This window comes from Edaphobacter sp. HDX4 (assembly GCF_036877565.1).
In the GTDB taxonomy this organism is placed as follows: Bacteria; Acidobacteriota; Terriglobia; order Terriglobales; family Acidobacteriaceae; genus Edaphobacter.
Genome location: NZ_JAEDXW010000005.1, coordinates 133,483 through 160,189, shown reverse-complemented (window position 1 = coordinate 160,189; position 26,707 = coordinate 133,483). Strand labels below are relative to the sequence as shown.

Here is a 26,707-nt window from a genome sequence, read left to right as displayed (position 1 = left end):
TGTGACTACGCAATGGATGGGCCCTGAGTTCCCTGAAATTTTAGAGGAAAAGAGCAGAGAATGGCCGGGCCTGCAACATGGATTTTGAGCGGGAGAGGATACGGCAGTGTTACAGCCTATGCATATTTGCGCAGGACGCCGAGGACCTTGCCCTGAATGCTTACATTTGCGGCAGGTGCGAAGATGGGTGCCATCTCGGCGTTCGAAGGCTGAAGGCGGATCATGCTTCCTTCACGATAAAAGCGCTTGAGGGTAGCATCGGAGCCATCGACGAGGGCAACGACGATCTCTCCTTCGCGCGCGGTTCGGGTGCGCTCAACCAGGACATAGTCGCCGGAGACGATGTGCTCATCCCGCATGGAATCCCCACGAACTTCGAGGGCGAAGACCTCGCGGCTGCCGATGATGTCTCCGAGCGAGATGCTTTCGGCGGTCTCGATAGCCTCGACCGGCTGGCCGGCGGCGATGCGCCCTAACAGGGGGAGGCGGTCGGAGCTGCTGCGCTTACTGCCGCGGGCGGGAAGCACGTCGATGGAACGGCTGCGATTATGGGCCCGCTGCAGAAGACCTTTGTTTTGGAGATTGGTGACGTGTTTGTGGACGGTAGCGAGCGAGCTGAGGCCGAGGCCGCTGGCGATCTCTTCATAGGAAGGGGAGTACCCGTTCTTCTGGGTGAAGCCGGAGAGGAAGTCGAGAACCTCTTTTTGTCGCCGCGTGATAGCCATGCGAAAATTGTAGCGAATAAAAGGCGAATTGCAAGCTACTTTCTTGATGCTCACCCAAAAGTGTGAGGAAGGCCTTCCCGAAGCGGGCCGGCAAGGGACTGATTCCCGTTTTGAAATGTGTCACGCAACAAAACTTCGGATGAGGCTTGAAAGCCCGGCTTCTATAAACCAAGGTAATCACACGCACCGAATATTGAGATTACGAAAGTTATCGGTCGCCAGTTTTGCGAAGGAGAACAAGATGCAGGTTTTGATTGTGGAAGACGATGCTGCGTTGGGATTGTTTCTGGAGAAGGGATTGAAGCTGGAAGGGCATCAGGTCGAGCGAGCGAGCGATGGCGAGGAAGCGCTTGCGCGATTGCAGGAGACCAGTCCGGACCTGCTGGTTCTGGATCTCAGCCTTCCAAGGCGCGATGGAGTCGAGGTGCTGGAAGAGATGCAGGGGCGCTTTGGAAACACCGCTGTCCTCGTCCTTACCGGAAGAAGCATGGTCGAAGAGCGGGTGAAGTGCCTGGATCTGGGAGCGGATGATTTTCTTCTGAAGCCATTCAGCTTTCACGAACTGATTGCGCGCTGCCGTGCGCTGTTACGACGTCGCGAGCGCTTTGCCGACCCGGTGCTTCGGAACGGCGACGTTGAACTGAATCGGATGGAGCGAACGGTGAAACGTGGCGGCATCGCTGTTGAGCTGACCGCGAAAGAGTTCGCACTGCTCGAGTACCTGATGCAGCGCAAGGAGCGTTGCTGCAGTCGCGCGGAGCTGCTGACCAGTGTGTGGCAGATGGCTGAAGACGCGGGAACCAACATTGTGGATGTGTATGTGAACTACCTGAGAAAGAAGCTGAATGCTGTGCCTGCGGATGAGGACGGCGGACATGCGGTGATCGAGACGGTGCGGGGCGAAGGCTATCGCATGGCCGGCATCGCGAAGAAGCTGCCAGGGAGAGCGCAAGTCTACACGGTAGGTTCCGGGACCATAGGTTCGTCCAGGGCAGAGGCGTAGAAGGGAGCAGCGCGAATGGAGAATCTGGTGGAACAGATGGATGTCCTGCTGCATGGATTCTGCCAGCCGCTTACGGTGCTGCAGTGCAGGCTGGCGCTGGGGGAGTTAAGCGGAGAGCCGTCCGCGATGCGAGAGGCGATCGGTGCGGCGCTGGGCGAATGCGCTCGCTTGAATCAGAAGATCGATGCGATGCGAGAGATGTTACAGCGGGCGGAGCTCCAGGACAGATAGGGGAGAGATGGGGATGACGGGCGAGACGGCGATTGAAGGAACGGGATCGATGCAGGCGGCAGTGCTTCTGGCAGCCTCTTCCGTGCGGAAGGTTGTGCTTGCGAGCGCGGATGCCGGGCTGCGTGGGAGGCTCAGGAGCTCACTGAAGGAGATGCGATGGGAGGTCTATGAGGCTGCCGGAGGAGCGGAGGCGATGGCGAGGCTGGAGGATGCGCAGCCGGAGGCTCTGCTGATGGATGGATGGCTTCCTGATCTTGAGGTGGGTGAGTTTGCAGCACAGATTCGTGCGCTGTATCCGGCCGTGGAGCTGATGGGTATGGACGGCGCGGCGGACGGAAGATCGCGGAGTCCAAGACGCAATGAGCTGCTGCATGCGCTAAGGGAGGCACAGGGAGCACGTATGACCGATACTGCAGCGTGGAATGCGGCTCCGGTGAGCGTGCCGGATGTACCGCGCGTCGTGGAGAACGACGCCAGGCGTGTTGCTGCCGAGCCGGTCGCGCTGCTGCCGGAGATGATCGGCGAGAGCGCCGCGATGCGAGAGCTTGCGCACCTGATCCGGTTGGTAGCCCCGCGATCGACGACGGTTCTGATCGAGGGCGAGACAGGGTCCGGCAAAGAGGTGGTTGCCAAGGCAGTTCATCAACTGAGCGATCGCTCGGCCAAGCCATTTGTGGTTTTGAACTGCGCGGCCATACCGGAGGCATTGCTGGAGGCCGAACTGTTCGGCCACACTCGCGGCGCATTCACGGGAGCGGTGCAGTCTCGCACCGGGCGCATTGAGGCGGCGCATGGCGGCACGTTGTTCCTCGATGAGATTGGAGAGATGCCGCTTGCGCTGCAGGCGAAGATGCTTCGCTTCCTGGAGTGCGGGGAGCTGCAGCGTGTGGGCGATAACGAGATGACGCGAGTGGATGTGAGGATCGTCGCTGCGACGCACCAGCCTTTGGAGAAGAGATCGGAGGAGGGAACGTTTCGCCTGGATCTGTATCACCGGCTCGCAGTATTTCCAGTGGAGGTTCCGCCGCTGCGGGAGCGCATGGAGGATGTGGGAATTCTCTCTGAGCACATTTTGGCGAAACTGGGACAGCGCATGCCGCGGAAGCGTTTGAGTGAATCGGCGAAGGAACGGCTGGAGGAGTATGCGTGGCCGGGAAATGTGCGTGAGCTGATGCATGTGCTGGAGCGCGCGACCATTCTTGCCGGTGAGCGGATGGAGATCGGCGCAGAAGAGATTCGCTACCGCAGAGCGACGCGGTAGAAGATTGGAAGTTGAAATAGAAGACAGCAGGTCCAATCGCTTAGAGCGCTCTCATTCGAGGGCGCTTCTTTTTGGAAGCCGGAGTGCATGAGGAGAGGTGGAGGTCTTGCGATGCAGGTGACGACACCATTGAGCGATGCGTTGACACGCTATCTGGATCTGACCACGGAGCAGATGAAGCTGACGGCGGAGAACATGGCGAATGTTGATACTCCGGGATACAAGACGAAGGGCTTTGATTTCGGGCAGGAGTTTCTGAAGCAGATGAGTTCGACGGATACTGCGGGACCCGCTGAGGCGCAGGCGCAGACGGTTGATGGACTGGTTGCGAGGCCGGACGGCAACAACGTCTCGATGGATCGTGAGGGCGTTCAGCTCGCGAAGGCGCAGCTGCAGTTCAAGCTTGGCGTGCAGTTGCTGAAGAATGAGTATTCCTCGGTGATGAGCGCCATCCATGCGGAGGCGAAGTAACAGATGAATTTATTTGGCGTTATGGATGTGAGCTCGTCGGCGTTGAAGGCCGAGCGTGTTCGGGCCGAGGTGGTGGCCTCGAATATGGCGAACGCGGAGACGACGCGGACTCCGGAGGGCGGACCATACCAGAGGCATCATGTGATCTTCGCGGCGGAGGGAGATGGCAGCGGATTTCAGCATTCGCTGGTGAGCCATCTGGTTGGCAACGGTCCTCCTTCTCTCAATGGAGCAGATTTGTTTGGCGAAGATCTGACGGCCGCGAAATCGGTACCCGGTGGAGTCGCGGTTACGGGCGTGATCAGCGATGCTAGCGCGCCGCTGCGCCGCTTTGATCCGCAGCACCCGGACGCCGGACCGGATGGCTACGTCGCTTATCCGGACATCAACCCGCTCACCGAGATGGTGGACCTGATGGGGGCGACCCGATCTTACGGCATGAATGCTTCAGCGGTGCAGGCGGAGAAGAACATGGTGGCTTCGTCGCTCGAGATTTTGAAGTAACTGGCAGCTGAGATTTTTACATTTGGTTTGAGGTGATTCGATGAACGACGTGTTGATGAAGAGCACCGTTTCGACGACAGATGGATTTGCCTCGCTGGCGAGTCGCGGGGTGAGCGCCGACCGCAATGCGGATACGCCGTTTTCGGGACTGCTGCAGTCGATGATTCAGCAGACAGGTGAACTTGACCACCAGGCGGCTGCAACGGTGAGTGGCGTTTTGAGCGGCCAGGGTGTGGATATTCACCAGGCGATGATTGCGACCCAGAAGGCAGATATGGCGTTTGAGCTTGCCCTGCAGGTAAGAAACAAAGCCGTCGGAGCCTACCAGCAGATGATGGGCATGCAGTTCTAGACATTGTGAGTAGACCTTCGCTGCAGCCGATGTGGAGCTGAGCGATACGGACCACCATGCCGGCGCCGCACGCCGGCCGAATGTGAGAGTGAGCAGACGGGATGGCTGAGACAGGACAGACGGAAAGCGGAGAGTTGCAGCGGACCGAGCCCACGCCTGGCAGTTCGACGGGACTTGCGGCCAGAGCTGCGACGATGGCCTCGACGCTGCGAGAGAGGATCATGTCGCTTCCAGCTGGGAAGCGAAACTCGCTGTTGGCCTCAGCGATATTTATTGCCGCGATGGCGGCTGCGATGGTCTGGTATGCCGGACGTCGTGATTGGAGTCCACTCTTTACGGGACTCGAAGGCAAGGATCTCCAGCAGGTCTCGCAGGAGCTTGCCGCAGCAAACATTCCTTACCAGGTCACAAGCGACGGAGGCGGCATCGAAGTTCCGGCAGAGATGAGGGACAAGGCCCGCATGGAGGTTGCCACCAAGGGCATGCCGCAGACGGGAAGGCTGGGATTCGAGTTGTTCGACAAGCCGAACTGGGTGGGCAGCGAGTTCGATGAGCGGGTGAACTATCAGCGTGCCCTCGAAGGCGAACTGGAACATACGATCAGTACGCTTGGCGTGGTGCGATCGGCGAGAGTGCACCTCGTGCTTCCGAAGCAGTCGCTGTTTACAAGCGAAGAGCGCGCGGCGAAGGCCTCCGTGGTGCTGAAGCTGAAGCGCTCATCTCTCGAAGACGAGCAGGCCGATGCAATTCGCAGCCTGGTTGCAGGAGCGGTGGAGAACCTTAGTCCAGACAACGTCAACCTAGTGGATGCGGATGGACGCGTGAACCTTAAGCCGCGTTCCAAGAATGCGGTCGCTGCCGACGTGGAACAGGAGATGGAGGCCAAGCTGGTGGCGATGCTGGAACCGCTGGCCGGGCACGACAACGTACGGGCTACGGTGAACGTGAGCTATGAACAGGGCACGGAAGAGCGAACTGACGAGATCTACGATCCCAATCAGTCGGCGACGTTGAGCCTGCAAAAGAGCGAGCAGGTCTCTGAACAGGCCCAGAGAGCGATGGGAGTGCCGGGAACGGCAAGCAACTCGCCTTCGGGTGCGCCAACAGGGGCGGTGCAGGGATCTCAGGCGGCGGCAGCTCCGGGTACACCTCCACTGCTGCAGAAGGAGGCGTTGCCGGTGTACCCGCAGCAGGGCGCCGGCGCCGGTCAGAGTCTTCGCGAGGAGAGCGGTACCTATGGAGTGACAAAACACCTAATCCACAGTGAAGAGGGTCCGGGTCGAGTGAGGCGGATTACAGCTGCTGTGGTTGTGAATGACCGCAGCATCCTTGAAGGGACGGGCAAGATACAGCAGACGGTGTGGAAGCCACGAAGCTCCGAAGAGATGCGGAGGCTGGAACAGCTGGCCCAGGCAGCCGTGGGCTTTGACGCTCGGCGCGGCGACCAAGTGGTTGTGGAGAACGTAGGCTTCAGCACAAATTCACCAGAGGCGAAGCCTCCTGTGATGGAGCAGGTGATGGAGCAGGCCCGCACCCTGGCCCGAACGCAACCCGGACTGGCAAAGACTCTGATTCTTGGCCTCTGCGCGATGCTGCTGGTGCTATTCGTCCTGCGACCGATGGCGCGCCAGGTTACGGAGATACTGCGGGAGCCCGCTTTGCTTCCGGCTGGAGGTGGTGTGGCGGCTCTCGAGGCCGACTCCCAGCCCATGATGGGAGAGCCCGAGTTTGCGTCCCTCTCGCTACCGGGGAAGACGAAGGAGCAGATGCAGCACCAGGGCATCTTCGAACAGGTCGCAGAACATATCCGGCGGGAACCGGTGCAGAGCACACGCCTGCTTGAGGCATGGATCGGCGCATCGGAGGAGATGGATTGATGACGCAGCATGGAAGGGGTGCAGCCACACAGTCAACGCAGCAGCGCAATCCGCTGATGCTTCCCGCGTCGTCCGGATTCGAGCCGCTGGATGCCTCAGGGCTGCGCAAGGCGGCGATCCTGATGGTGGCCCTCGGCGACGAGCTGGCCAAGACGCTGTTTCAGAGCCTGTCGGAGAGCGACGTCCATCGGGTGACGGAAGAGATCACGCGATTGGGAGAGATCAAGGCGCAGAACCTGACCCAGGTCCTTACCGAATTTTATGGACTGCTGGAGACACAGCAGTACATGGTGCGCGGAGGTCCGGAGTATGCGCTGCGCGTATTGACCGAGGCGTTTGGTCCGTCGAAGGCGGAGGCGCTGCTGGCACAGGTCCGGAGGATCAAGGAGCGTGCGAATGGTGACATGGCGGCTCTGCAGAAGATGGATCCGCAGCAGCTGAGCAAGTTCCTGGAAAGCGAGCATCCCCAGACCGTCGCGCTGGTGCTGGCACATGTCGATGCCAAGCGCGGGTCGATGATCCTTATGCAGCTGCAGCCGACGATGCGCGTGGACGTGGTGAAGAGGCTGGCGGAGATGAGACAGTTCTCACCGGAGATGGCCCAGAAGGTCGCGCTGGTGCTGCATCAGCGCATGGAGGGCATGGGCAACGGCGGCAGGAAATCTTACTCAGGCTTCAAGGCGGTGGCGGAGTTGCTGAACCGTGTGGATCAGACGGCGAGCAAGGTGATCCTCGAAGAGATCGAACAGGAGGAACCAAAGCTCGCAATCGGAATCCGCAACCTGATGTTTACCTTCGAAGATCTTCTGACGGTCCCGGCGGAGAGTATTCGCGAGTTTATCGCCGCGGTGGATAAGAGAGTCCTGGCGATGGCATTAAAGGGCAGCCGCGAGAATCTGAAGGCCCATCTGTTCAAGGCGATGAGCTCGCGAGCTGTCGAGATGCTGAAGGAAGACATGGAGGTGATGGGGCCGGTTCGGATGAAAGACGTGGGACTGGCCCAGCAGGAGTTGTTGGCGCTGGCCCGGCAACTGGAGAGTGAAGGAAGAATGATGCTGAAGATGGGGCCTGACGATGATCTTGCCGTTTGAGAGCCTGGCTGAGGAAAAGAGGCCTGGGATGTTCCCGGTGGTTCCTTTGGAGTTTGAGGATCTCAGGGAGACCCTTCCGGAAGGCGTATCGGATGACGTGCTGGCGGCCATGCCATCCGCAACGGATGATCCGTCACGCACTGCGGCGTATGAAGCGCTGGAGGCAAGACTGCAATCTCTTAGCACTGTGCACGAAGAAGAGATCGAGACGGTTCGCAGGGAGACTCGCGAGGCTGTCTGGCAGGAGCAAGCCAAAGAACTGGACGAGAAGATAGAACAGGAGCGTGCGGCGGTTGCCCGAGTCTGCGAGAAGTTTGCCAGCGAGCGGAGACGATACTTTGCGGAGGTCGAGGGGCAGATCGTTAAGCTGTCACTCGCGATTGCAGCGCAGATACTGCACCGCGAGATCAAGATAGATCCCTTGTTGCTGCAGGGAACTGTAAAGATCGCGCTCGAGAAGATGCAGGGCAATGAGACGGTTAGCCTGCGAGTCCCTGAAGGACAGGCAGAGGAGTGGAGACGGATCCTCGAGGCAATGCAACGCGACGAGGTGAGTGTGGTCAGCGACAATCGGCTTGCGGTGGGAGAGTGCGTTCTGGAGACGAGTGTGGGACGCGTTGAGCTGGGCGTGCAGGCACAGCTTGAAGAAGTCGGCAAAGGCTTCTTCGACCTTCTGGCGCAGAGGCCGGCATGACGACCGCAGGTGAGATGCAAGGGTTGCTGGAGCCTTACTTTGCTCGACTGGAGCGGGGTCCTTCATGGCGCTGGACGGGACGAGTGGTGGAGGCAAATGAGCAGACGATCGAGTCTGAGGGGCCGCTGTGTTCTGTCGGAGAGTGCTGCGAGATTGTGGATGCGGAAGGAAGACGTCATCGCGGTGAGGTGATCGGCTTTCGTGGCCGAAACGTCCTGGCGATGCCGCTTGAGGCGACGCGTGGAATTCGCTACGGCGATGCGCTGTCTGCGATGGGTGTGACGCCGGGCATCGCCGTTGGTGAGGAGATGGAAGGCCGCATTCTGGATTCATTGGGCATGCCGCTCGATGGCCTTCCCGCGCCACGGGCGCGTGAGGTCTGGGCGTTGGATGGAGCGATTCCGCAACCGATGCAGCGGGTTCCAATTCGAGAGCCCTTGAGCACGGGAGTCCGAGTGCTGGATGGCATGCTGACCGTCGGACGAGGACAAAGGATAGGTATCTTTGGCGGCTCCGGGGTTGGAAAGAGCACGTTGATTGGGATGATGACCCGCAACACGGCTGCCGATCTTACAGTTGTGGGCCTTGTCGGAGAGCGTGGTCGAGAGGTGCGCGAGTTTGTCGAAGATTCGCTGGGTGAGGAAGGGATGCGACGATCTGTGGTGCTTGTCTCAAGCTCTGACCAAAGCCCGCTGCTGCGGATGCGCGCGGCGCTTGCTGCTACGGCGGTTGCAGAGTTTTATGCAGCACAAGGACGACATGTACTGCTGGTTCTGGATTCGTTGACACGGTACGCGATGGCGGCACGTGAGATTGGGTTAGCTGCCGGAGAGCCGCCCGCCACCAAAGGGTATACGCCGTCGGTGTTTACTCGCCTCGCAAAGCTGGTGGAGAGGGCGGGGAACTTCGAACGGGGAAGTATTACGGCCTTTTATACGGTGCTGATGGAGGGTGACGATCAGCAGGATCCGATTGTGGATTCGGTTCGCTCGTTTGTCGATGGGCATGTGATGCTGTCACGGCAGATGGCGTCGGCGGGATGGTATCCACCGGTCAATGTCCTGGATTCCCTCAGCAGGCTTATGCCTGCCGTAATTACGAGAGAGCATCGGAATCAGGCGGCGATTGTGCGGAGGCTGCTTGCGGCGCACGCGCGGTCCGAGGACCTGGTCCGCATTGGGGCCTATAAGCAGGGAGCCGATGCCGAGCTTGACCGCGCGATGCAGGCGATGCCGATGATGCGGAGTTTCCTCGAGCAGGACAGCGCGGAGAGGGTGAGCCTGCAGGATACGGTAGAGCGGCTGTTGGCGATGGTGCTGTAGCGATGCAACGCCTCCGGTCACTGCAACGCCTCGGTACAGTCTACGGATTGATGGAAGAGATGCACTCGCTGCAGGCACGCATGGCCGCGGCCGAAGTGGGCGAGGTGGAGACGGTAATTCGGTCCGAGTCGAGCATCCTGCAGGTAGCCGGAATGCATGAGCGGGAGGCGATGAGGGACGACGATGTTCTGGGCAGATATGCGATGGCAGCGAGGGAAGAGGTTGCGATTCGCAAGAGCCGGCAGCTGAGTCCGATCCTCGATAGACGTCGCGAGGTCCGCGAGTTGGCGCAGGTTCGATACAGGGACAGTCGACTGTGGAGCGAACGGATGAAGACACTGATTGATGCGGAGCTGGAACGAAGGGAGATCGCGGAGGAGCGGAGCACGCAGGCTGCTTCTGACGATCGCTTTCTGGCACAGCGGCGCGGCAGGAAGATAAAGAGAGCAGGTATGGAATCGATGAACCTCTCCTAACAATGCACGCGATGAGTTTGGCACGCCGAATGCTTCTTCAAGAGCAGGAGACAGGCAAGCATGAAGATTGCGAGAAACATCATCGCACCAGAGACGCAGCAGAATGTGCTGTTGTCGCTGCATCCACAGATGAGTGGGTCTGATGTCTCCTTCGCAGACAGTTTCGGGAAGAGCCTGGCGGGGGATCTGCAAGAGGGTTCCGCCGCGGTAACGCCCGATAATGCGGGTGCGCTGCCGCATGCAGCTGCCGACGCTCGAGGCGGACATGCGAAACAGAACGGAGCAGCCGTAAGTTCCAGATCTTCTGCCGAGCGGATGAAGCAGCAGATAGAGTCCGCCCTCGAGCAGCATACTGTCACCGGAAGCGGAGACCTGTCGGATCACACAGTGGAAGAAGTACCTGTTGCTATGCTGCATCCAGTTTCACCGCCGCAGGTTGTAGAACCCGCAAACAGCGGTATAAGGCAGCCGATCCCCACCGAGGAACAGCCCGGGATTGTGACCGAGAAGAACACGCTGTTGCCCGCAAAGACAGATGCGATACACGCAGCGGCTGCAGATGCTAAGGATGTCGCCGGAGCTGTGGCCGGGGTTGGACCGGATCAGAAAGAAGACCGAATCAGGGGCGCGTCAGGGAAGGCTGAACGAATCTCAGGAAGCTGGCCCGTCGAGCCGAAACATCACAAGGCTGCGAAGGCTTCTGTCACAGAACAAAGCGGTCAAGAGGCCATAAAGACGGGTACGCCAGCCATGGCTGCTCCTGCGCTGCAGCTTCCCATTGTGACAGGGGATGCAGTTGTAGCGGCGGCTCCGAGCGTGGTCGTTTCAGAGACAAAGAAGGATATTCCGCGAATCACACTTGTCGCAGATGAAAAGCGACCCGCGACCAAGGTAGAAGTCGGTCTTGACCAGCGGATCACGAAGAAGGAACCCGCGACAGAGCAGCGATTCGAGAGTGCTTTGTCAGGATCAGCCTCGACCAGGGAACAAGACTTGAAGCCCCACGAAGCGAGCGGTTCGAACACGGAACAGATCCCGGCCTCGACAGCAAGCTCCGGATCGTCCAGGGCTTCCCACAATACGCAGGTCGAGCTGCAGACCGGAACTGCGCCAGTGACTACGCCGATTCACCCGCACGCCTCACCTGTTCCACAGGCGGAGAAGACAGCATCGGTGAGTGCTGCTACAGGAGGAGGCCAGCAGTTGAATGCGGAATCTTCCGCTACGCGAAACTACGCGGAGAGCGAACACAGGACTGTGACAGCAACGCCGACCACGCTTGAAGTTGGTCTTCCCGGGGGCGCTCACGGCTGGCTGAAGGTTCGAGCTGAGCTGGCGGGGGATGGAGCGGTCCATGCCTCGGTTTCCTCAAATTCGGCATCCGGAACAGAGATGCTGCGGCGAGAGCTTCCGACACTTACGAGCTACCTGCATCAGGAACAGGTTCGAGTGAGTTCGGTGGTGGTGCAGGCGCCGGCGAGCGCGATGGATCTTTCGAATCCTGGCTCCGGAGAGGACCGCCGTCAGGCGATGAACGGAGGATCGCCTGACGCGAATGGAAGCGGAGGGGGGAGGGAGGCTCCGTCGAGCGACAGCAGTGTCGCTGGACAGAATCAGCAGGCCTTCAGAGACGAAGGCGACATTGGCGAATCGCTTTCGAATGGATATGCGGGACTCGGCGGTTGGCTGAGCATACGAGCGTAAGCAAAAGAGATGGAGGAGATATGGACTTATCGCAGCTGGGAGCACTCGTAGGACAAGGAAAAGCTGCCGAACGGGTAGCAACGTCGCTGGCACCGAAGGCGAAAAGTGTGACAGCAAAGGATGCTGCAAGCAGCACGGATGGCGGATCGGGAACCGCGGCTACAACCACGGATAACTCAACGATTACCTCGAATGATTTCCTGACGCTGCTTGTTACTGAGCTGAAGAATCAGGATCCGACTCAGCCGACCGATCCAAATGCGTACATTCAGCAACTGGTCGGCGTGAACAGCCTGCAGCAGTTGATTCAGATCAATCAGGGATTGGGCACACTCGAAAGCGGAATTACGGGCTAAGGGCTTAGCAATGTCGAAGCGCCGATGCAGCCGAGTGTGAACTATAGGAAAGAATTAGAGCGCGTTAGATAAAAGGAGAAGGGAAGATGGGATCTTTTTCAATCGCATTGAGCGGTCTGCAGGCTGATACCACGTCGTTGAACACGATCGGGAACAACCTGGCAAACCTGAATACGACAGCATACAAAGAACAGGGAACCACATTTGAGGACCTGTTCTATCAGCAGATCGGTACTTCCGGATCCAACAACCCGCTCCAGGTCGGCGTGGGTACGAGGGTCTCCGGCACCTCTACTGACTTCACGCAGGGAACGCTTTTGCCTACTGGTCAGCCGAGCGATATGGCGTTGAGTGGCAACGGCTTTTTCGTGGTCAACCAGAACGGCGTACAACAGATTACCCGGTCAGGCGACTTCCAGCTGAGTCAGGCAGGTGACCTGATCACGACCTCCGGAGCCAGTGTGATGGGATATCCGGCCAGCAATGGCGTTGTCAACGTGAATGCGTCGCTGGTTCCGATTCAGCTCCCTGTAGGTGTGACCCAGGCGGCACAGGCGACACAGAACATCTCGATTACTGCAAACCTGAATGCGGCTGCATCGGTCGGCACCTCCTTCACGACGCCGGTCACGATCTATGACTCGCTTGGAAAGAGCCATGCCTTGTCGGTGACCTACACGAAGACAGGATCGAACCAGTGGGATTACAGCGTCGCAGTTCCTGCCGGAGATGCAACCGGGGTACCTTCGAATAACACTGGCACCCTGACGTTCGATTCCACTGGAACCCTGGTCTCTCCGACAGGATCGATCAACAACATCACCTTTCCCACGCTCACAGATGGTGCGAGCGATCTGAGCTTCAATTGGAATCTCGCCAGCGGCGGCAGCCCCACGCTTACGCAGACCACGGCTCCTTCGACGACTGGCTTCTCGGGGCAGGACGGATATGCGAGCGGAAATTACTCGGGCTTTACCGTCGATCAGAACGGAGTTGTAACGGCGAAGTTCGACAACAACCATACCCAGGTCGTGGGGCAGGTCGCAGTAGCTACCGTGACGAACACTCAGGGGCTTGTAAGAGTAGGCCACAACAGCTTTGAGACGACGGCGGCGTCGGGAGATGCTGTTGTCGGAGTTGCCGGGACCGGCGGCCGCGGGACGGTGGAAGATTCTACGCTGGAGCAATCGAACGTAGACATCTCGACTGAGTTTGCGAACCTGATCGTGGCGCAGCGTTCGTTCGAGGCCAATTCGAAGACCATTACCACCTTTGATTCGGTCACGCAGGCGACGCTCGGAATGATTCGCTAACACTCTTTGCACGTAACCCCGTGAGGGCGGCTTCGGCCGCCCTCACGCTTTTGCGGCTGTCTGCACAGATCCGTCATTGTGAAGGTTCGCTAATCCGCCCTGCTGCAACTTTGGCTTGGTGATTGCACCAGTGACAGGCATCATGGCTACTACACCTCCTGTCATTCAGGCAAAGATTACTTCGGATCCGGTCAAACTTCCGCTAGCACCGCTGCTGGTCTCTGTGGTGGTTGGCGTAGTGGTGGCGACGGCAGGCGTTGGCGGGATGATCTGTTACCTGCTGCGCTCAGGCAAGGTTCCCATCCGTGTTGCCGGAGTCGCGCCAGTTGTACCAACTGCCCCCCTGAAGACCCATATGGTTGCTCTCGAGCCGCTGCTTGTGAACCTCGCCGATCCTTCAGGCAGTGCCTTCCTCAGAGCGGGAATCACGCTGTCGATTGAAGATCCGGCGGAGGACAAAGGCAAAGAGACAAACGCCGGGGAAGCGAAGCCCTCCAGCAAGGATGCGGACGCGGCGCTACGCGACACCGCACTGACGGTGCTGGGGCAGCAGACTTCGGATCAGTTGCTTGCTGCCAATGGCAAGGAGCGCCTGAAGGCGGAGCTGAAGTCCGCGCTCGCCGAGCACAACCCTACGGTGAAAGTCGCTGACCTTTTCTTTACCGAATTCCTGGTGCAGCGATAAGCAGGAGAGAGAGTGATGGCAGAGACCGAGTTGGCAAAAGTTGAGACAAAGAGCTCCATCGCTCCCACCCCTGAGAGAGCGCCGGTCGAGCCATCGCCGCAACCTTGGATGAAGCGAATCGAAGAGCATCCGTCATGGCCCCTGCTGTCGCAGATGACGGTTGCCACGACAGCAGCGATACCGATTGAAGGCTTCAAGATACGAGATCTTCTGCGGCTGGAACCGGGGCAGATCGTTGAGAGCATGTGGACCCACACGGAGGATATTCCGTTGAACGCAGGGCGGGTTCAGGTTGCGTGGGGAGAGTTTGAGGTGGTCGATCAGAACCTTATGGTGCGGCTAACGCGGTTGGCGTAACTGGGCAAGAGAGATGGGATTTGCGATGCGGGCTTCGATGTGGGCACGGAATGCGACCGGGAACAAAAATCAACACGATGGGTTGGCAGGGTGGCTGCTGCAGTGGTGGATGGGACGCAGGTCGGGGAAGGCGAAAGCAGTTCGCCAGATGGAAGTGTTGGAGACGCTTCCACTGGACGGAAGAAGACAGTTAGTGCTGGTGCGATGCGCGGGGGAGCAGTTTCTGGTGGGAGGAGGTCCGGACCAGGTGAACACCATCCTTCGGGTCGGGTGCGGAGATGCGACGACGGCGGCCGGGGATGATCTATGCGAGTGAGAGTTCTTCTAATGTTTGTCTTCCTCGCTGTGTGCGATTCGACGCTGGCTGCGCAAACCCATGGTTCGTTCTGGGTGAAGCGAAGCCCGATGACGCTCCAGAGTCTGCACAAGGGAGCGGCTAAAGGAACCAAGGCCGAATCTCATAAGCCTGGGGCGCATGCGATATCGCCTGAGAAGGGAGAAAGTCTCTCCAGCCATGCTGCGGATTCGATCGAAGATGCAATCAAGACGGGCCACAGCGTGCCCTGGTCGATCGTTCTGGGTCTCACGCTGCTTACATTAATTCCCGCGATTCTTTTATCGGTTACGCCGTTAGTGCGATTGCTGGTGGTGTTCCATTTTCTGCGACAGGCACTTGGAACCCAGACCGCACCCTCGAATCAGGTGCTGATGGGGCTTGGGCTGATGATGACTTGGTTTTTGATGACGCCGGTTCTGCTTCAGGTGGAACAGCAGGCAGTGACGCCATATCGAGCCGGTGCGATCTCAGGTGAAGAAGCAATGAGCCGAGGCATACAGCCGGTCAAGCAGTACATGCTGCGTTATGCGCGGGAGAAGGACCTGGCTGTATTTGCGTCCGCAGCGATGAGCACACGTCCTCAGAGCAAGGCCGATCTTCCGGTAGAGGTCGTTGTTCCGGCTTACATGCTGAGTGAACTGAAAGCCGGTTTTCAGATCGGAGCTGTACTGTTCCTGCCCTTTCTCCTGGTGGATCTGGTGGTAGCCAGTGTGACGACTTCGATCGGCATGATGCAACTCCCGCCGGTCGTCATTTCAACGCCGCTGAAGATCCTCCTGTTCGTGATGGTCGACGGTTGGAATCTGCTTGCGGACCAGTTAATCAAGAGCTTTTGACTTTCGATGGAGAGATGAGATGGGACCAGATCAGACGGTTGCAGTCCTGAGAACGCTACTGGTAGAGGCGATGCTGCTGAGCGCGCCGTTGTTGATAAGCGCATGCCTGATCAGCCTGCTGGTAAGCCTGGCGCAGACGCTGACGGGTGTGCAGGAACAGACACTCACGGCGGTGCCGAGACTGATCGTTGTCTTCGGCGTGTCCATGGTTGCCATGCCGTGGATGATTCACCGGACGGTCGCGTACTCCCTTCGCCTTCTTTACGACTTGCATCGGTACCTGGGATAGAGAGATGGTTGATCTGGACAGCACAATTCCGGCTGACTGGCCACACTTTCTCATCGTCGGTGTGTTGGTGATGATCCGCGTGAGCGGCCTGATGGTGTTCGCCCCCGTGTTTTCTTCCGTCGCGATCGCACCCCGGATCAAGGCTGGTTTTGTCTTCGCACTTACGATTCTGTTGTCGCCAGCTGTGAGCGCTGTGCCTGATGCGCGACCCCTGTTGGACATGATGTCCATTCTGGGTGAGCTGGGTGTGGGGCTCGTCTTCGGACTTTCACTGACGATGTTGAATGAGGCATTGATGTTCGCCGGCACGCTTCTTGGCATGCAGTTCAGCTTTTCCCTGGTGAACCTCCTCGATCCGAATTCCAAGGTGGAGACTCCGGTATTGGGACAGCTGTTGAGCTGGCTGGGTGTGCTGGTTCTGATTGGCGCCGGACTCGATCGAACCATGCTCGGCGCCATGGTACGTAGTTTCCGGTTGGTTCCTGTTGGCCACGCAATGGTCCAGGCGCGGACTGGAATGGCACTGGTGCAGATGGGTGGAGGGATCTTCCTCGCCGGGCTGCAGCTTGCAGCGCCTGTCATTGCGGCGGCGATGGTGGTCGAGATCACGGTTGCGCTGGTCGGCAGAATGGCACCGCAGCTTCCGGCCATGGTTCTGGGGATTCCGTTGAAGACGCTGATCTCATATGCGGTGCTGACTGGAAGCCTTGCCTTATGGCCGTCTTGGGTTGAAGGACACTTTAGCGCACTGCTCGATGCGGCGGGAAGGTTGATTGCAAACGGATGAGCGGAGAAGCCACCGAAAAAGCGACGCCACAACGAAAGAAGAAGGCGAAAGAGAAAGGCGACGGAGTCCACAGCCGTGAGCTGCTCTCTTCCATGGCCATGCTGGGTGGCGTCCTGATGCTGGGCTCGACTGCGCACGGCTTCTCCGGGAGCTGGGGCAAGGTATACCTCGAGAGCCTGCGCTCTGCCGGCATCGGCAATGTGAGCGGGGAGCGACAGTGGATCGAGGCCCTCCGGCATATGATCCAGCCTGCAGTTCTGCCGATTGGCCTGGTGCTGGTTGCGAGCTTCGGTTGCGCTCTGATAGCAGGGATAGCGCAGTCTGGAGGAGTACAGCTCCACCCGAATGCGGTTCAGCTGAAGTTCTCGCGAGTCAACCCTGCGCAGAATCTCAAGAATCTCTTTAGCCTTCGCCAGGTTATGCGATTGGTGAAGTCTCTTATCCCCGCAGCCATCATGGTTGCGTTGGGATGGAGATCGCTGAGCGCGAATCTTTCTTCGATGCCTGCGATGAGCCTTGTGCGTCTGCCTTCTACCTTCTCAAGCGCTTACAGTCTTTCACTCGATGCTGCGTGGCTGATGCTTTGTTGGTCTGCTCTCGACTACGGCATCGAGTGGAGGAGCTGGAACCAGCGCCTGAAGATGAGCAAGCAGGAGATCCGCGAGGAGATGCGGGACTCGATGGGAAATCCCGAGATCAAGGGCAGGATCAGACAGATTCAGCATGCCATGCGCAGGCGCAAGGTGAAGGCTGACATGTCGCGGGCCAGCGTCGTGATTACGAACCCGACGCACTACGCTGTAGCCCTTGAGTTCAGTTTTGAGACGATGCAGGCGCCAGTGGTTCTCGCCAAGGGACGCGACCTGTTTGCGGCAGAGATTCGCGAAGAGGCGAAGTGGGCTGGTGTGCCGATCATTGAGAACCCGCCGCTTGCGCGGAGTCTGTATCGGATGGTCGAGCCGGGGAAGGCGATTCCTTTCGAGCTTTACTCAGCCGTGGCAGGAATCCTGGCGTATCTGTATCGCCAGAAGGTGGAAGAGCGAATGCGGAAGCAAAGGCAGCAGGCGCAGGCGAAGTCGCCAAGAGTGCCTTATTCAGGAGCGATGGCGATGGGAATGCGTGGTGTAGGAGGCGGTATATGAGCGCAAAGCGAACAGCGGGTGGATGGTCACCTGCGAAGATGCAGGCGTACCTTTTGCCCGTAGCGGCCATCAGCATGGTCTTCGTGATGCTGATTCCGATTCCGAGTATCGTACTGGATCTGTTGCTGGCCGCCTCGATCACCGCGTCGGTGATCGTATTTCTTACAGCAGTGCAGGTACGGCGTGCGGTCGACTTCTCTGTCTTTCCAACCTTGCTGCTCCTACTGACTCTGTTCCGCCTATCGCTTAATCTTGCCTCGAGCCGGCGAATCCTGCTGCATGGTCATGAAGGCACTGCCGCTGCGGGGTCCGTGATCGAGGCCTTCGGGCAGTTCGTCGTCGGTGGGAACTACATCGTTGGCTTTGTTCTGTTTCTTGCATTGATTGCGATTCAGTTTCTTGTGGTCAGCCATGGTGCGGTGCGAACCGCCGAGGTCACGGCGCGTTTCACGCTCGATGCTCTGCCTGGCAAACAGATGGCGATCGATGCGGATATGAATGCCGGACTAATTGACGAGCAACAGGCTCGTAAACGCAGGCAGGCAATCGCGCGCGAGGCTGAGTTCTATGGCGCCATGGACGGTGCGGCGCGATTCAATCAGCGCGACACGATGGCGACGATCCTGATTACCGTCATCAACATTGTCGCTGGGCTCCTGATCGGTGTGATTCAGCAGGGTGCAGATCTGGCCACCGCTGTGAGAACCTACACGATTCTCACGGTCGGCGATGGACTTGTCACGATGATTCCGAGCCTCCTGGTCTCTGTGGCCGGAGGCATGGTTCTGACCCGGGCATCGTCTTCAGGATCTCTCGATCAGGAACTGGGCACACAACTCCTCAAAGGAAAAAATACGCTATGGATCGCGTGCGGCGTACTGATCGCTCTCGCACTGATTCCCGGACTTCCTAAGCTTGCGTTCTTTCTGATGGCTGGGGGCGTGGCTTTGATAGCACGGAGGCTTCCGGCTGGATCGGTGGAGGCTGCTTCCTCCGAGGCTGAGACGGCGCCAGCAGGCAAAGCCAAGAGTGCGGAGGCTGTGGCGGGAGAGAATCTCGCTTCGTTGCTGAAGATCGACGATCTGACGCTCGAGATCGGCTTTCAGTTGATCCCCCTGGTTGACGAGAAGCAGGGGGGCCAGATGTTGAATCGGGTCCGTGCTCTCAGGCGACACCTTGCGACAGAGCTGGGCTTTATCGTTCCATCGGTTCACATTGCAGACAATCTGCGCCTTAAACCGAGGGAGTATGTCGTCAGCCTGCGTGGGGTGGAGATAGCACGCTGGCAGATGGAGCAGAACTGCCTGCTTGCGGTGAATGCGGATCCGAAGGCGCGGCCGCTTCCGGGAGTTGAAACCAGGGAGCCCGCCTTCGGTGTCAGCGCGCGATGGATCCAGCCGGGGCTGGAGGAGCAGGCGCTGGCAGCAGGCTACTCGGTCGTCGACCAGACGACGGTGATCGGGACTCACCTGGGAGAGCTTATCCGCCGTCATGCGCACGAGCTGCTTGGGCGGCAGGAGGTGAAACGCCTGCTCGACAGCATGAATGAGAGTTTTCCAAAGCTGGTCGAAGAACTGGTTCCCAAGCTCCTGTCGCTCGGAGAGGTGCAGAAGGTTCTGCAGCAACTGCTCCGAGAACAGGTCTCAATCCGAGACCTGGGTGGAATTCTTGAAGCCCTGGTTGAGGCGGCGCAACAGACCAAAAACCTGGTTCACCTGGTGGAGTCGGTACGTCAGACGCTGGGCCGTGGGCTCGTGCATTCCATGCTGGCTAGCGACGGTAGCCTGAACGTTCTGCTGCTGGATCAGAAGATCGAGAACGAGCTGATTGGCACGTTCGATCCGCAGAGCGCAGCCTTGTTGCTGAGCGATGGTTCACGAGCCGGGATGCCTGCGGACTTTTTGAAGCGGGTTGTGGATTCTGTGAAACGCCTAACCGGAGCCTCCTCTGGAGCGGCCCTTCCCGTGCTCCTATGTTCGAGTCCGGCGCGTTATCACGTGAGGCGCTGGCTGGAGCCTTTTCTTCCCAAGGTAACGGTGCTTTCACCAGTGGAGATTCCGGCTGAGGTGAGAGTGAAGAGCATCGGTACGGTCGGCTAGAACGGGCGACACAATCTGCACGTGGAGTTGGACTATGGAGGCGAGGATGAGCGCAACACAACCGATGACGGTGAATCTGCTTGGACCGGGTGCGGGCAGGCCGGAGTGGCTTGGCGAAGAGAACGAGGAGGCGAAAGCGATGCCTGCATGTAAACCGTTTACCGAAGGTGGGAATAAAGCGGAGTCGCAGGCCGGAACGGACATCGCCCAGGACAGGGACCTGCTCCTGATGGAGCAGCTGCCCACGGTACGATACATCGCTCGCCGCATCCATGAACGTCTACCTCAGCACGTGGATCTCGACGATCTTGTTTCGGCGGGCGTGGTGGGTCTGATCGATGCATTTTCGAAGTTCGATCACAACAAGAGGGTTCAGTTCAAAAGCTATGCTCAGTTTCGAATACGGGGAGCGATTCTCGACTCTTTGCGTTCTCTCGACTGGAGCCCCCGCGAACTGCGGCGCAAGGGCAGGGCGGTCGAGGAGGCAATTCGTTCCGTTACACAGCGGATGCGTCGAGCACCGAGCGAGCAGGAGATCGCCTCGGAGATGAAGCTGACGCTGGCCGAGTATCAACAGCTTCTGGGCGATCTGAAGGGGCTGGAGATTGGAAGCCTGCATATGGAACGCTCCGAGGATTCAGGCGATGAAGAGCTCGCATATATCCCCGGAGCACCGGAGGAAGACCCGCTGTTTCGCTGCCTGAAGGGAGAGATGAAGCAGAGGCTGGCCGATGCCATCGAAGAGCTTCCGGAGAAGGAGCGCATGGTGCTGACGCTCTACTACTACGAAGAGCTGACGATGCGGGAGATCGGCTTGACGCTGGGTGTGGTCGAGTCGCGGGTTTCGCAGATTCATTCTTCCGCAGTTGTAAGGTTGCGAAGCTCTCTGGCAGGACTGCGGCCGACTGACGCGGCTCGATCCGCAAAGCCGGAACGTAAACGCTCGGGCACTGGACGCTGATGATGGCGATCCTCATCTCTCTGGAGAGGTCCTAATGGAAAAGAAACTTGGACAGGAAGATATTGATGCGCTCTTCGCCGCGGCGAATGTCACCGCGAATGCGGTGAAGGTCGAGGCCGACAAAGAGCCGGAGAAGTATATCTTCAGTCGGGCCGGCCAGATCAGCAATGACCAGCTGAGGGCGATCACAACGGTGAACGATCTCTTCGCCAGGAACCTGATGCACTCGATGGGTGCATGGCTCCGCATGCCCTTTCGCGCAAAGCTGGTTGCCGGAGAGCAACTACCGTTCAGCGAGTTTCTCGAGCGGCTATCAGCGATGGCGTATATCTGTTCGCTGCGCCTGGAGCCTCTCGGAGCAGTTGGTCTGCTGGAGCTGGATCTGGCGCTGGTAGCGCCGATTGTGGATGTGTTGCTGGGCGGTGTTGGGCGAGCGGCGGAGAGACGCGAGCCCACCGACATCGAAGAAGCGATCATGCGTTCAGTGATCGAGATGATCGTCCAGGAGCTGACGCTCGCATGGCAGGCAGTGGGCCTGGAATTTGCATTTGAGAAGCGGGAGACCGAGGCGCAGACCGCGAGAACCATGACACTGGGCGAGAAGACACTCTGTGTGAGCTTTGAGGTACGTATGCCCGAGGTGCAGGGCGTCGTGAATCTTTGCCTGCCCGCGGTTGTGCTGAATGCGATCTTGCGCAAGCTGATTGCGGAGGGCGATCGCCCGCGGCGGAGATCGAAGGAATCGGTGGTACGGATGCGCGAACTGATGGCTGATTCCAGGGTAGAGGTGCTGCTTCAGCTTCCCGCTGTGCGCTTGCGTGCCAGCCAGATCACCGCGCTTGAGCCTGGACATGTGCTTCGTCTTCCGATCGCCCGCCACGAGTCCTCGGATCTGATTGTGGGAGGTCAGCTGATGGGCAAGGCACAGGCAGTGCGTACGGGGGAGCACCGAGGCGCGAGGCTTGAGACATCGCAGATCGCTGCCATGCTTCAGACGCCTGACGCTTCTACGTCAGCGATGCGGATCAACTAAAGGGAGAGACAGATGGAACAGGTGGCAGCGGCAAGCGGAAGTGCAGGTCTCGAGTCGAAGATGGATCTACTGTGTGACATCGATCTCGATGCAACGCTTCGCTTCGGAGCACGTGAGATGGCGTTGCACGAGGTTTTGGAGTTGGGACCGGGAACGGTGCTGGAGCTCGATCGTCACGTGAGTGAGCCCGTAGATCTGGTTGTAGGGGACAGGATCGTGGCCAGAGGAGAGGTCGTCGTCGTAAGCGGCAACTTTGCCCTGCGCGTAACGGAAGTAGCAACGCCGCAGCTGCGGCTGGAGACCATACGATGCTTTTTCTAGGAAAGAAGACTGAGACTATGTTCATCCCTTCGCCGCTTCCTGCACTGGACAATCCGCTTGCCTGGGGTAGGGATGAGTACGTTCCGTCGAAGGTGGTGTCGCAGGATCTTGATAGCAGACAAGGGCGCAGATCATGTTCCAGTCTGCAGTGCACATCGAGCTGGACTTCGCCATGGCGTAATCGCAAACGGCCCCTCTTCGAGGATCAATGGGGATGCAGCGGACGGTGCGTTCTAAGTTTTGTGCGGACGGCGGTTCGTCGCGAGTCTGCCAGATATTCGGACGGAGCGGGTATACCGCATCGCCATCGAATCCCCTTGGGCCTGTTGATGCTATCCCAGGGGTGGATCACGAATCCCCAACTACAGCATGCACTCGATTTTCAGAGACAGAATGGAGGTCGTATCGGTGACATTCTTGTTGACGAATGCGGGCTTACGCCCGAGAAGGTCACCCGCGGTCTGGGCATGCAATGGAGCTGTCCCATCCTTGGGTTGACCGGCTTCTCCGCACATGAGATGAGTTTTGTGGTCCCCCGGCCGCTTGTCGACCAGCTGGGCTTTGTACCGCTTCGTATCGCAGGGTCGAAAATCCTGTATCTGGGCTTCGAAGAACACCTGGACGCGTCGGCTGCCCTTGCACTCGAACAGATGTCAGGTCTGAAGGTCGAGAGCGGCATCATGCCGACCGAGGAGTACCAGGCCGTCCGCTCCCAGCTGCTAGAGAGGCAGGGGATCGAACTCAAACAGGAGACGTTCAGGGAAACGGATGCAATGGCAGCGCGGATCACCGCAATACTTGAACATGCACAACCGGTCGCTTCCAGACTCGTCCGCGTAGGACGATTTTACTGGCTGCGGCTGTGGCTGGAACCTGCCGTACTGAGAGGAGCGGGCGTCGTGCCTGTAACCGACGAGGACATGCTCGACTACGTCTTCACAACGGAAGACTGAGCTGTACAAGAGATCCCGAAACACGAACGCCCTGCGATTCTCATCGTCAGGGCGTTCGTGTCGAAAGGAACTTATCGGGACAGCATCTTAGCGCTGCGAGAGGGTAGCTTCAGAAGACGCCTCAGCAATGGTTTGGGATGATGCCGGCGAGACAGAAGCCGTGGAGGCAGTTGAGCTGGTCTGGTTCGGTCCCAGCCCGAGCTTAATGATCGCGCGCGAATCCGGCATCAGCTTGGTCTGCCAGCCATTATCCGACTGGTACTTCTGCATTGCGGCCTCGGTTGCTGCATCCCAGTGTCCGGACGTCTCGGACATATAGCCGGAGCGAACCAGCGCCTGCTGAATCTCAGTGGCCCGGGTGTCGTCGATCGAACGCTGACCGGTGTGCTTGGCCTCAGTATGTTTTGGCGAGCTGGATGTATGGTGTTTGCGAAGCTTTGCGACGCAGGGAGTTACTGCTGTTGCTAGAAGTAAAGCGAAACTTAGGAGTCGGCCTGGCCGCATGAAGAAAAAACCTCGAGGATGCAGTATTGGGGGCAGAGGACCGTTCTGTCTGCCGAGCTCTTTTGTTAGGTTATCCCCTAGCGATCAGGAGATGCAAGAAAAAGGTTACACAAATGAGTACCTGTTTCCCGGGCCGGGAAACAGGTGGGAGGGACCAACTCTGCGAGAACCAATCATCACGGTTCCCGCAGAGTCATCAATACCGGACTACGGGAGGGTTCCTCCCACGTACGAGTTCCCGCTGTCTTTTCGGAGAGGCGAGTGAATGACGAAGACCACGTCGTCCTTGGACTTCAACTGACTGACGATTGCCCGGTAGGAGGCTTCGTCGGTCACCGGCTTCTTGTTGATCTCGCTGATGATGGCGCCCTTGGCGAGGCCGATCTCATCAGCAAAGGATCCGGGACGTACGCTCATCACGATTACACCGCGGCTGATTCCAGTCTTCTGGGCTACAGACGGCGGGATCACCGAAACCGTAATGCCGAGCTTGCTCTGCCCTGCATCGGATTCCTGCGGTCCGTTTTCGTTATCGCTGTTATCTCCGGCGAGATCGGCATAGGTCTTTGCCCGATCGCCGATCGTGACTTCGGCCGTACCCGGTTTTCCGTCACGGAGATATCCCAGTTTGACCGTGCTTCCAACCTTGCGGGCAGAGATGTCGCCCACGAGATCATCACCGTCCTTGATCTGTCGACCATCGATGGACACAATCACGTCGCCAGGCTTGATGCCAGCCTTGGCTGCGCCGCCGCTGGGGGTGACCGTGGAGACGATGATCCCGTTCTTGAAGCCGTAGATGCGGCCCACTGCTGAACTGGTGGAAGACTGGAAGCTGATACCGATGGAGCCACGGACTACCTTGTGCTCCGGTCCAATCAGCATGTTGTACACATTGGCGATGATGTTGGACGGCATGGCAAAGCCGACACCCTGGGAGCCCATGGATTGGGTGTAGATGGCAGTGTTCATGCCGACGACCTCGCCATCCATATCGACCAGCGGACCGCCGGAGTTACCGGGATTGATGGCGGCGTCTGTCTGGATGAACTTCTGGAACTGCGACTGGGAGATGCCGGAGGGGCTGGGTTCGTCGATAGAGCGGTTTTTGGCAGAGACGATACCTGCGGATACAGTTTGAGAGAGTCCAAACGGACTGCCGATCGCGAGGACCCAGTCGCCCACCTGGGCACCGTCGGAGTTGCCCAGCTTGACCGTGGGCAGAGGCTTCTCCGCATCGATCTTGATGACAGCGATATCAGTGTCTTTGTCTACTCCTACCACCGTCGCAGGACGGCCTTCCGCATCCGGACCATTGTCGGGGTCGCTTGCGAGGCGGACGTAAATCTTGTCGGCTTTATCGACGACATGATTATTTGTGATGATGTAGCCGCGCGGATCGACGATAAAGCCAGAACCAAGGGCCCGGCGCTCGGCACCCATTGGGCCTTCACCGTCGTCACCACCCCCCGGGTTTCCGAAGAAGCGGTTGAAGAAGTCTTGCATGTCGTTCTGCTGATCGTCATCGCCGCCATCGGGATTGCCGGGTACGGGTCCCCGCTGTGTTCCATGGCGCCCACGACGATCCTGACTCTGCTTGGGGAGCGATTCGGTGTTGATATTCACGACTGCCGGACCCACCTGCTTGGCGATCTGAGAGAAGCCGTTCGAAAGCGTCTTCGCCGCCGGAATAACCAGAGGCTTTGCGTCTGAGCTGTCGGGCGTCTGTTCCTTGCCGCTAACCCCACGAGTGATGACAGAGCCGACGAGAATGCCGGCCGATAACGTAGCCAGGAGGGCGAAAGTCGTGGTAAGTCTATGGCTACGCACGGGGTGCAGCCAGCTCTTTAGCTTGCTTGTTGGTGTATCCATTTAGAGATTCAGACCTCTTTCGTTTACTTCCTGCCCATGACTTCCAGCGCCAGACAGGCCAAGCGTTAAGTATAGTCCTCGGGCAGCGGATACGGTTTTTCTGTGAGCATCCGGTTCCTTCAGCAGTTAGACGCGAACGAGCGGCAAACGGTGCCTCTTCTATCGAGTGACGAATGCTGGAGAACTCCCCATATTCCGACGTTGGGACTGTTTAGAGAGGATGCTCGGAGATTGGGTTGGGTGCTGGGACGAGCTCCGTCAACAAGATTCCACCCAGGATCAGAGCTGCTCCCATCATGGCGCGCGAGCTCAGACGTTCTCCAAGGAATAAAAACGACGTGAGCCATGCAAAGACAGGCTCCAGAGTCAGAATGAGAGCTGTATGTGCAGGAGGAAGGTGTCGCTGAGCCCAGCTCTGAATGGTAAAGGCGGCCGCGGTTGCCAGCAGCGCTGTAACCAGCAGCGCCACAATCAGTCGGAGGCTGACAGCGAAATAAACTCGGCCGCCAAGCGGCAGCGTGATCGCCATAAATAATGCCGCGAAGGCGATCTGCAGTGTGGCAAGTTGTCGGATAGGCGTCCGTGGGGAGGCATGTGCCAGAGCAAGTAGATGTCCGGCGAAGGCGATGGCGCAGAGCAGCGTCAACAGGTCGCCCATGCCGATGGAGCTGAAGATATTCGCGAAAGTGGTTCCGGAGGGCGTGGTCAGCAGTAGCAGGCCCCCGAAGGCAAGCAATGCTCCCATGAGGGCGGCGATTCCGGGCCTGGGCGACGAAGTGGGTCGCAGCGCAGGGATCGAAGTCAGAAGCGGGACGAAGACGACCACCAGCCCCGTGATGAAGGCCGATTTTGCAGCAGTCGTGCGGGCGAGTCCTGACGTTTGAAGCTGATATCCCGCTGCCAGGAACAGTCCGACACCGGCTCCGACGAGGACCGTCTTCCGTGACATATTTCGCAGCTGACGATGATTGACGATCACCAGAGTGAGCGCCGCTAGGCCCATACGCAGCAGGTTGAAGAGAAGCGGCGACGCATCGTTGAGAGCATCCTTGACCACCACGAAGGTGGTGCCCCAGAGAGCAACCACGGCAAGCAGCAGCAGATGTGCGAGCGTGGATGGGGTTAGTCGGGACAAGCTGCTGCCTGGAGTT

At 58.7% G+C, this 26,707-nt stretch carries 30 protein-coding genes; 26 read left to right on the top strand and 4 right to left on the bottom strand.

From position 1 onward, the window contains the following. Positions 1-116: 116 nt before the first annotated feature. The gene (gene lexA, locus JAO29_RS07325) at positions 117-725 is read right to left on the bottom strand and encodes a transcriptional repressor LexA (protein WP_334267542.1); all 609 of its coding nucleotides are present in this window, start codon (positions 723-725) and stop codon (positions 117-119) included. Positions 726-966: 241 nt separating this feature from the next. Between lexA and JAO29_RS07320 the strand changes: the two genes are divergently transcribed. From JAO29_RS07320 to JAO29_RS07195, 26 genes are all read left to right on the top strand, one after another. Further along, positions 967-1,728, top strand: a complete 762-nt coding sequence (locus tag JAO29_RS07320) for a response regulator transcription factor (protein WP_334267541.1) — start codon at positions 967-969, stop codon at positions 1,726-1,728. 15 nt (positions 1,729-1,743) lie between these two features. Continuing rightward, positions 1,744-1,959, top strand: a complete 216-nt coding sequence (locus JAO29_RS07315; protein WP_334267540.1) for a hypothetical protein — start codon at positions 1,744-1,746, stop codon at positions 1,957-1,959. 13 nt (positions 1,960-1,972) lie between these two features. Next, the gene (locus JAO29_RS07310) at positions 1,973-3,220 is read left to right on the top strand and encodes a sigma-54 interaction domain-containing protein (RefSeq protein WP_334267539.1); all 1,248 of its coding nucleotides are present in this window, start codon (positions 1,973-1,975) and stop codon (positions 3,218-3,220) included. 87 nt (positions 3,221-3,307) lie between these two features. Then, positions 3,308-3,691, top strand: a complete 384-nt coding sequence (gene flgB, locus JAO29_RS07305; protein ID WP_334267538.1) for a flagellar basal body rod protein FlgB — start codon at positions 3,308-3,310, stop codon at positions 3,689-3,691. A 3-nt stretch (positions 3,692-3,694) separates the two neighbouring features. After that, on the top strand, positions 3,695-4,195 hold the full coding sequence (gene flgC, locus JAO29_RS07300) for a flagellar basal body rod protein FlgC (RefSeq protein WP_334267537.1): 501 nt from the start codon (positions 3,695-3,697) through the stop codon (positions 4,193-4,195). A 40-nt stretch (positions 4,196-4,235) separates the two neighbouring features. Continuing rightward, the gene (gene fliE / locus JAO29_RS07295) at positions 4,236-4,547 is read left to right on the top strand and encodes a flagellar hook-basal body complex protein FliE (protein WP_334267536.1); all 312 of its coding nucleotides are present in this window, start codon (positions 4,236-4,238) and stop codon (positions 4,545-4,547) included. A 101-nt stretch (positions 4,548-4,648) separates the two neighbouring features. Further along, positions 4,649-6,424 carry a flagellar basal-body MS-ring/collar protein FliF gene (fliF, locus tag JAO29_RS07290; RefSeq protein ID WP_334267535.1) on the top strand — a complete coding sequence of 592 codons (1,776 nt, stop codon included), beginning with the start codon at positions 4,649-4,651 and terminating at the stop codon, positions 6,422-6,424. After that, complete coding sequence (fliG, locus tag JAO29_RS07285; protein ID WP_334267534.1) at positions 6,424-7,515, top strand: flagellar motor switch protein FliG; 1,092 nt, start codon at positions 6,424-6,426, stop codon at positions 7,513-7,515. Before fliF ends, fliG begins: the two co-directional genes overlap by 1 nt. After that, positions 7,499-8,209: a FliH/SctL family protein gene (locus tag JAO29_RS07280; RefSeq protein WP_334267533.1), complete on the top strand. Its 711-nt coding sequence runs from the start codon at positions 7,499-7,501 to the stop codon at positions 8,207-8,209. Before fliG ends, JAO29_RS07280 begins: the two co-directional genes overlap by 17 nt. Further along, on the top strand, positions 8,206-9,531 hold the full coding sequence (locus JAO29_RS07275) for a FliI/YscN family ATPase (protein WP_334267532.1): 1,326 nt from the start codon (positions 8,206-8,208) through the stop codon (positions 9,529-9,531). Before JAO29_RS07280 ends, JAO29_RS07275 begins: the two co-directional genes overlap by 4 nt. Positions 9,532-9,533: 2 nt before the next feature. Then, a complete protein-coding gene (locus JAO29_RS07270; protein WP_334267531.1) occupies positions 9,534-10,007 on the top strand; it encodes a hypothetical protein in 474 nt (157 codons plus the stop codon). A gap of 60 nt (positions 10,008-10,067) precedes the next feature. Continuing rightward, on the top strand, positions 10,068-11,711 hold the full coding sequence (locus tag JAO29_RS07265; RefSeq protein ID WP_334267530.1) for a hypothetical protein: 1,644 nt from the start codon (positions 10,068-10,070) through the stop codon (positions 11,709-11,711). A gap of 20 nt (positions 11,712-11,731) precedes the next feature. Then, positions 11,732-12,067 carry a flagellar hook assembly protein FlgD gene (locus tag JAO29_RS07260; protein WP_334267529.1) on the top strand — a complete coding sequence of 112 codons (336 nt, stop codon included), beginning with the start codon at positions 11,732-11,734 and terminating at the stop codon, positions 12,065-12,067. Between the two features lie 86 nt (positions 12,068-12,153). Next, entirely contained in the window at positions 12,154-13,380 is a 1,227-nt protein-coding gene (locus tag JAO29_RS07255) for a flagellar hook protein FlgE (RefSeq protein ID WP_334267528.1), read from the top strand. A gap of 142 nt (positions 13,381-13,522) precedes the next feature. Then, positions 13,523-14,065 carry a flagellar basal body-associated FliL family protein gene (locus JAO29_RS07250; RefSeq protein WP_334267527.1) on the top strand — a complete coding sequence of 181 codons (543 nt, stop codon included), beginning with the start codon at positions 13,523-13,525 and terminating at the stop codon, positions 14,063-14,065. Between the two features lie 15 nt (positions 14,066-14,080). Then, positions 14,081-14,422, top strand: a complete 342-nt coding sequence (locus JAO29_RS07245; protein ID WP_334267526.1) for a FliM/FliN family flagellar motor C-terminal domain-containing protein — start codon at positions 14,081-14,083, stop codon at positions 14,420-14,422. A 13-nt stretch (positions 14,423-14,435) separates the two neighbouring features. Continuing rightward, positions 14,436-14,738: a flagellar biosynthetic protein FliO gene (locus JAO29_RS07240; protein ID WP_334267525.1), complete on the top strand. Its 303-nt coding sequence runs from the start codon at positions 14,436-14,438 to the stop codon at positions 14,736-14,738. After that, positions 14,735-15,595, top strand: coding sequence for a flagellar type III secretion system pore protein FliP (fliP, locus tag JAO29_RS07235; RefSeq protein ID WP_334267524.1), 861 nt, complete (start codon positions 14,735-14,737; stop codon positions 15,593-15,595). The genes JAO29_RS07240 and fliP overlap by 4 nt, the downstream gene beginning before the upstream one ends. Positions 15,596-15,614: 19 nt before the next feature. Continuing rightward, entirely contained in the window at positions 15,615-15,884 is a 270-nt protein-coding gene (locus JAO29_RS07230) for a flagellar biosynthetic protein FliQ (protein ID WP_334267523.1), read from the top strand. A 4-nt stretch (positions 15,885-15,888) separates the two neighbouring features. Then, a complete protein-coding gene (locus tag JAO29_RS07225) occupies positions 15,889-16,671 on the top strand; it encodes a flagellar biosynthetic protein FliR (RefSeq protein WP_334267522.1) in 783 nt (260 codons plus the stop codon). Beyond that, entirely contained in the window at positions 16,668-17,813 is a 1,146-nt protein-coding gene (locus tag JAO29_RS07220) for an EscU/YscU/HrcU family type III secretion system export apparatus switch protein (protein ID WP_334267521.1), read from the top strand. The genes JAO29_RS07225 and JAO29_RS07220 overlap by 4 nt, the downstream gene beginning before the upstream one ends. After that, positions 17,810-19,912, top strand: a complete 2,103-nt coding sequence (gene flhA, locus JAO29_RS07215; RefSeq protein ID WP_334267520.1) for a flagellar biosynthesis protein FlhA — start codon at positions 17,810-17,812, stop codon at positions 19,910-19,912. Before JAO29_RS07220 ends, flhA begins: the two co-directional genes overlap by 4 nt. Positions 19,913-19,958: 46 nt before the next feature. Next, positions 19,959-20,873 (top strand): FliA/WhiG family RNA polymerase sigma factor, encoded by a 915-nt coding sequence (locus JAO29_RS07210; RefSeq protein WP_334267519.1) that lies wholly within the window; start codon positions 19,959-19,961, stop codon positions 20,871-20,873. A 34-nt stretch (positions 20,874-20,907) separates the two neighbouring features. Continuing rightward, positions 20,908-21,906, top strand: a complete 999-nt coding sequence (locus tag JAO29_RS07205; RefSeq protein WP_334267518.1) for a flagellar motor switch protein FliM — start codon at positions 20,908-20,910, stop codon at positions 21,904-21,906. Between the two features lie 12 nt (positions 21,907-21,918). After that, a complete protein-coding gene (locus JAO29_RS07200; protein WP_334267517.1) occupies positions 21,919-22,227 on the top strand; it encodes a FliM/FliN family flagellar motor switch protein in 309 nt (102 codons plus the stop codon). Then, entirely contained in the window at positions 22,215-23,180 is a 966-nt protein-coding gene (locus JAO29_RS07195) for a hypothetical protein (protein WP_334267516.1), read from the top strand. Before JAO29_RS07200 ends, JAO29_RS07195 begins: the two co-directional genes overlap by 13 nt. A gap of 87 nt (positions 23,181-23,267) precedes the next feature. Here the strand turns inward: JAO29_RS07195 and JAO29_RS07190 are convergent, their stop codons facing one another. The 3 genes from JAO29_RS07190 to JAO29_RS07180 all read right to left on the bottom strand — a co-directional run bounded on the left by JAO29_RS07190 (position 23,268) and on the right by JAO29_RS07180 (position 26,691). Further along, positions 23,268-23,684, bottom strand: coding sequence for a peptidoglycan-binding domain-containing protein (locus JAO29_RS07190; RefSeq protein ID WP_334267515.1), 417 nt, complete (start codon positions 23,682-23,684; stop codon positions 23,268-23,270). Positions 23,685-23,891: 207 nt separating this feature from the next. Then, positions 23,892-25,556, bottom strand: coding sequence for a trypsin-like peptidase domain-containing protein (locus JAO29_RS07185; RefSeq protein ID WP_334267514.1), 1,665 nt, complete (start codon positions 25,554-25,556; stop codon positions 23,892-23,894). A 211-nt stretch (positions 25,557-25,767) separates the two neighbouring features. Beyond that, complete coding sequence (locus tag JAO29_RS07180) at positions 25,768-26,691, bottom strand: DMT family transporter (RefSeq protein ID WP_334267513.1); 924 nt, start codon at positions 26,689-26,691, stop codon at positions 25,768-25,770. Positions 26,692-26,707: the final 16 nt, after the last annotated feature.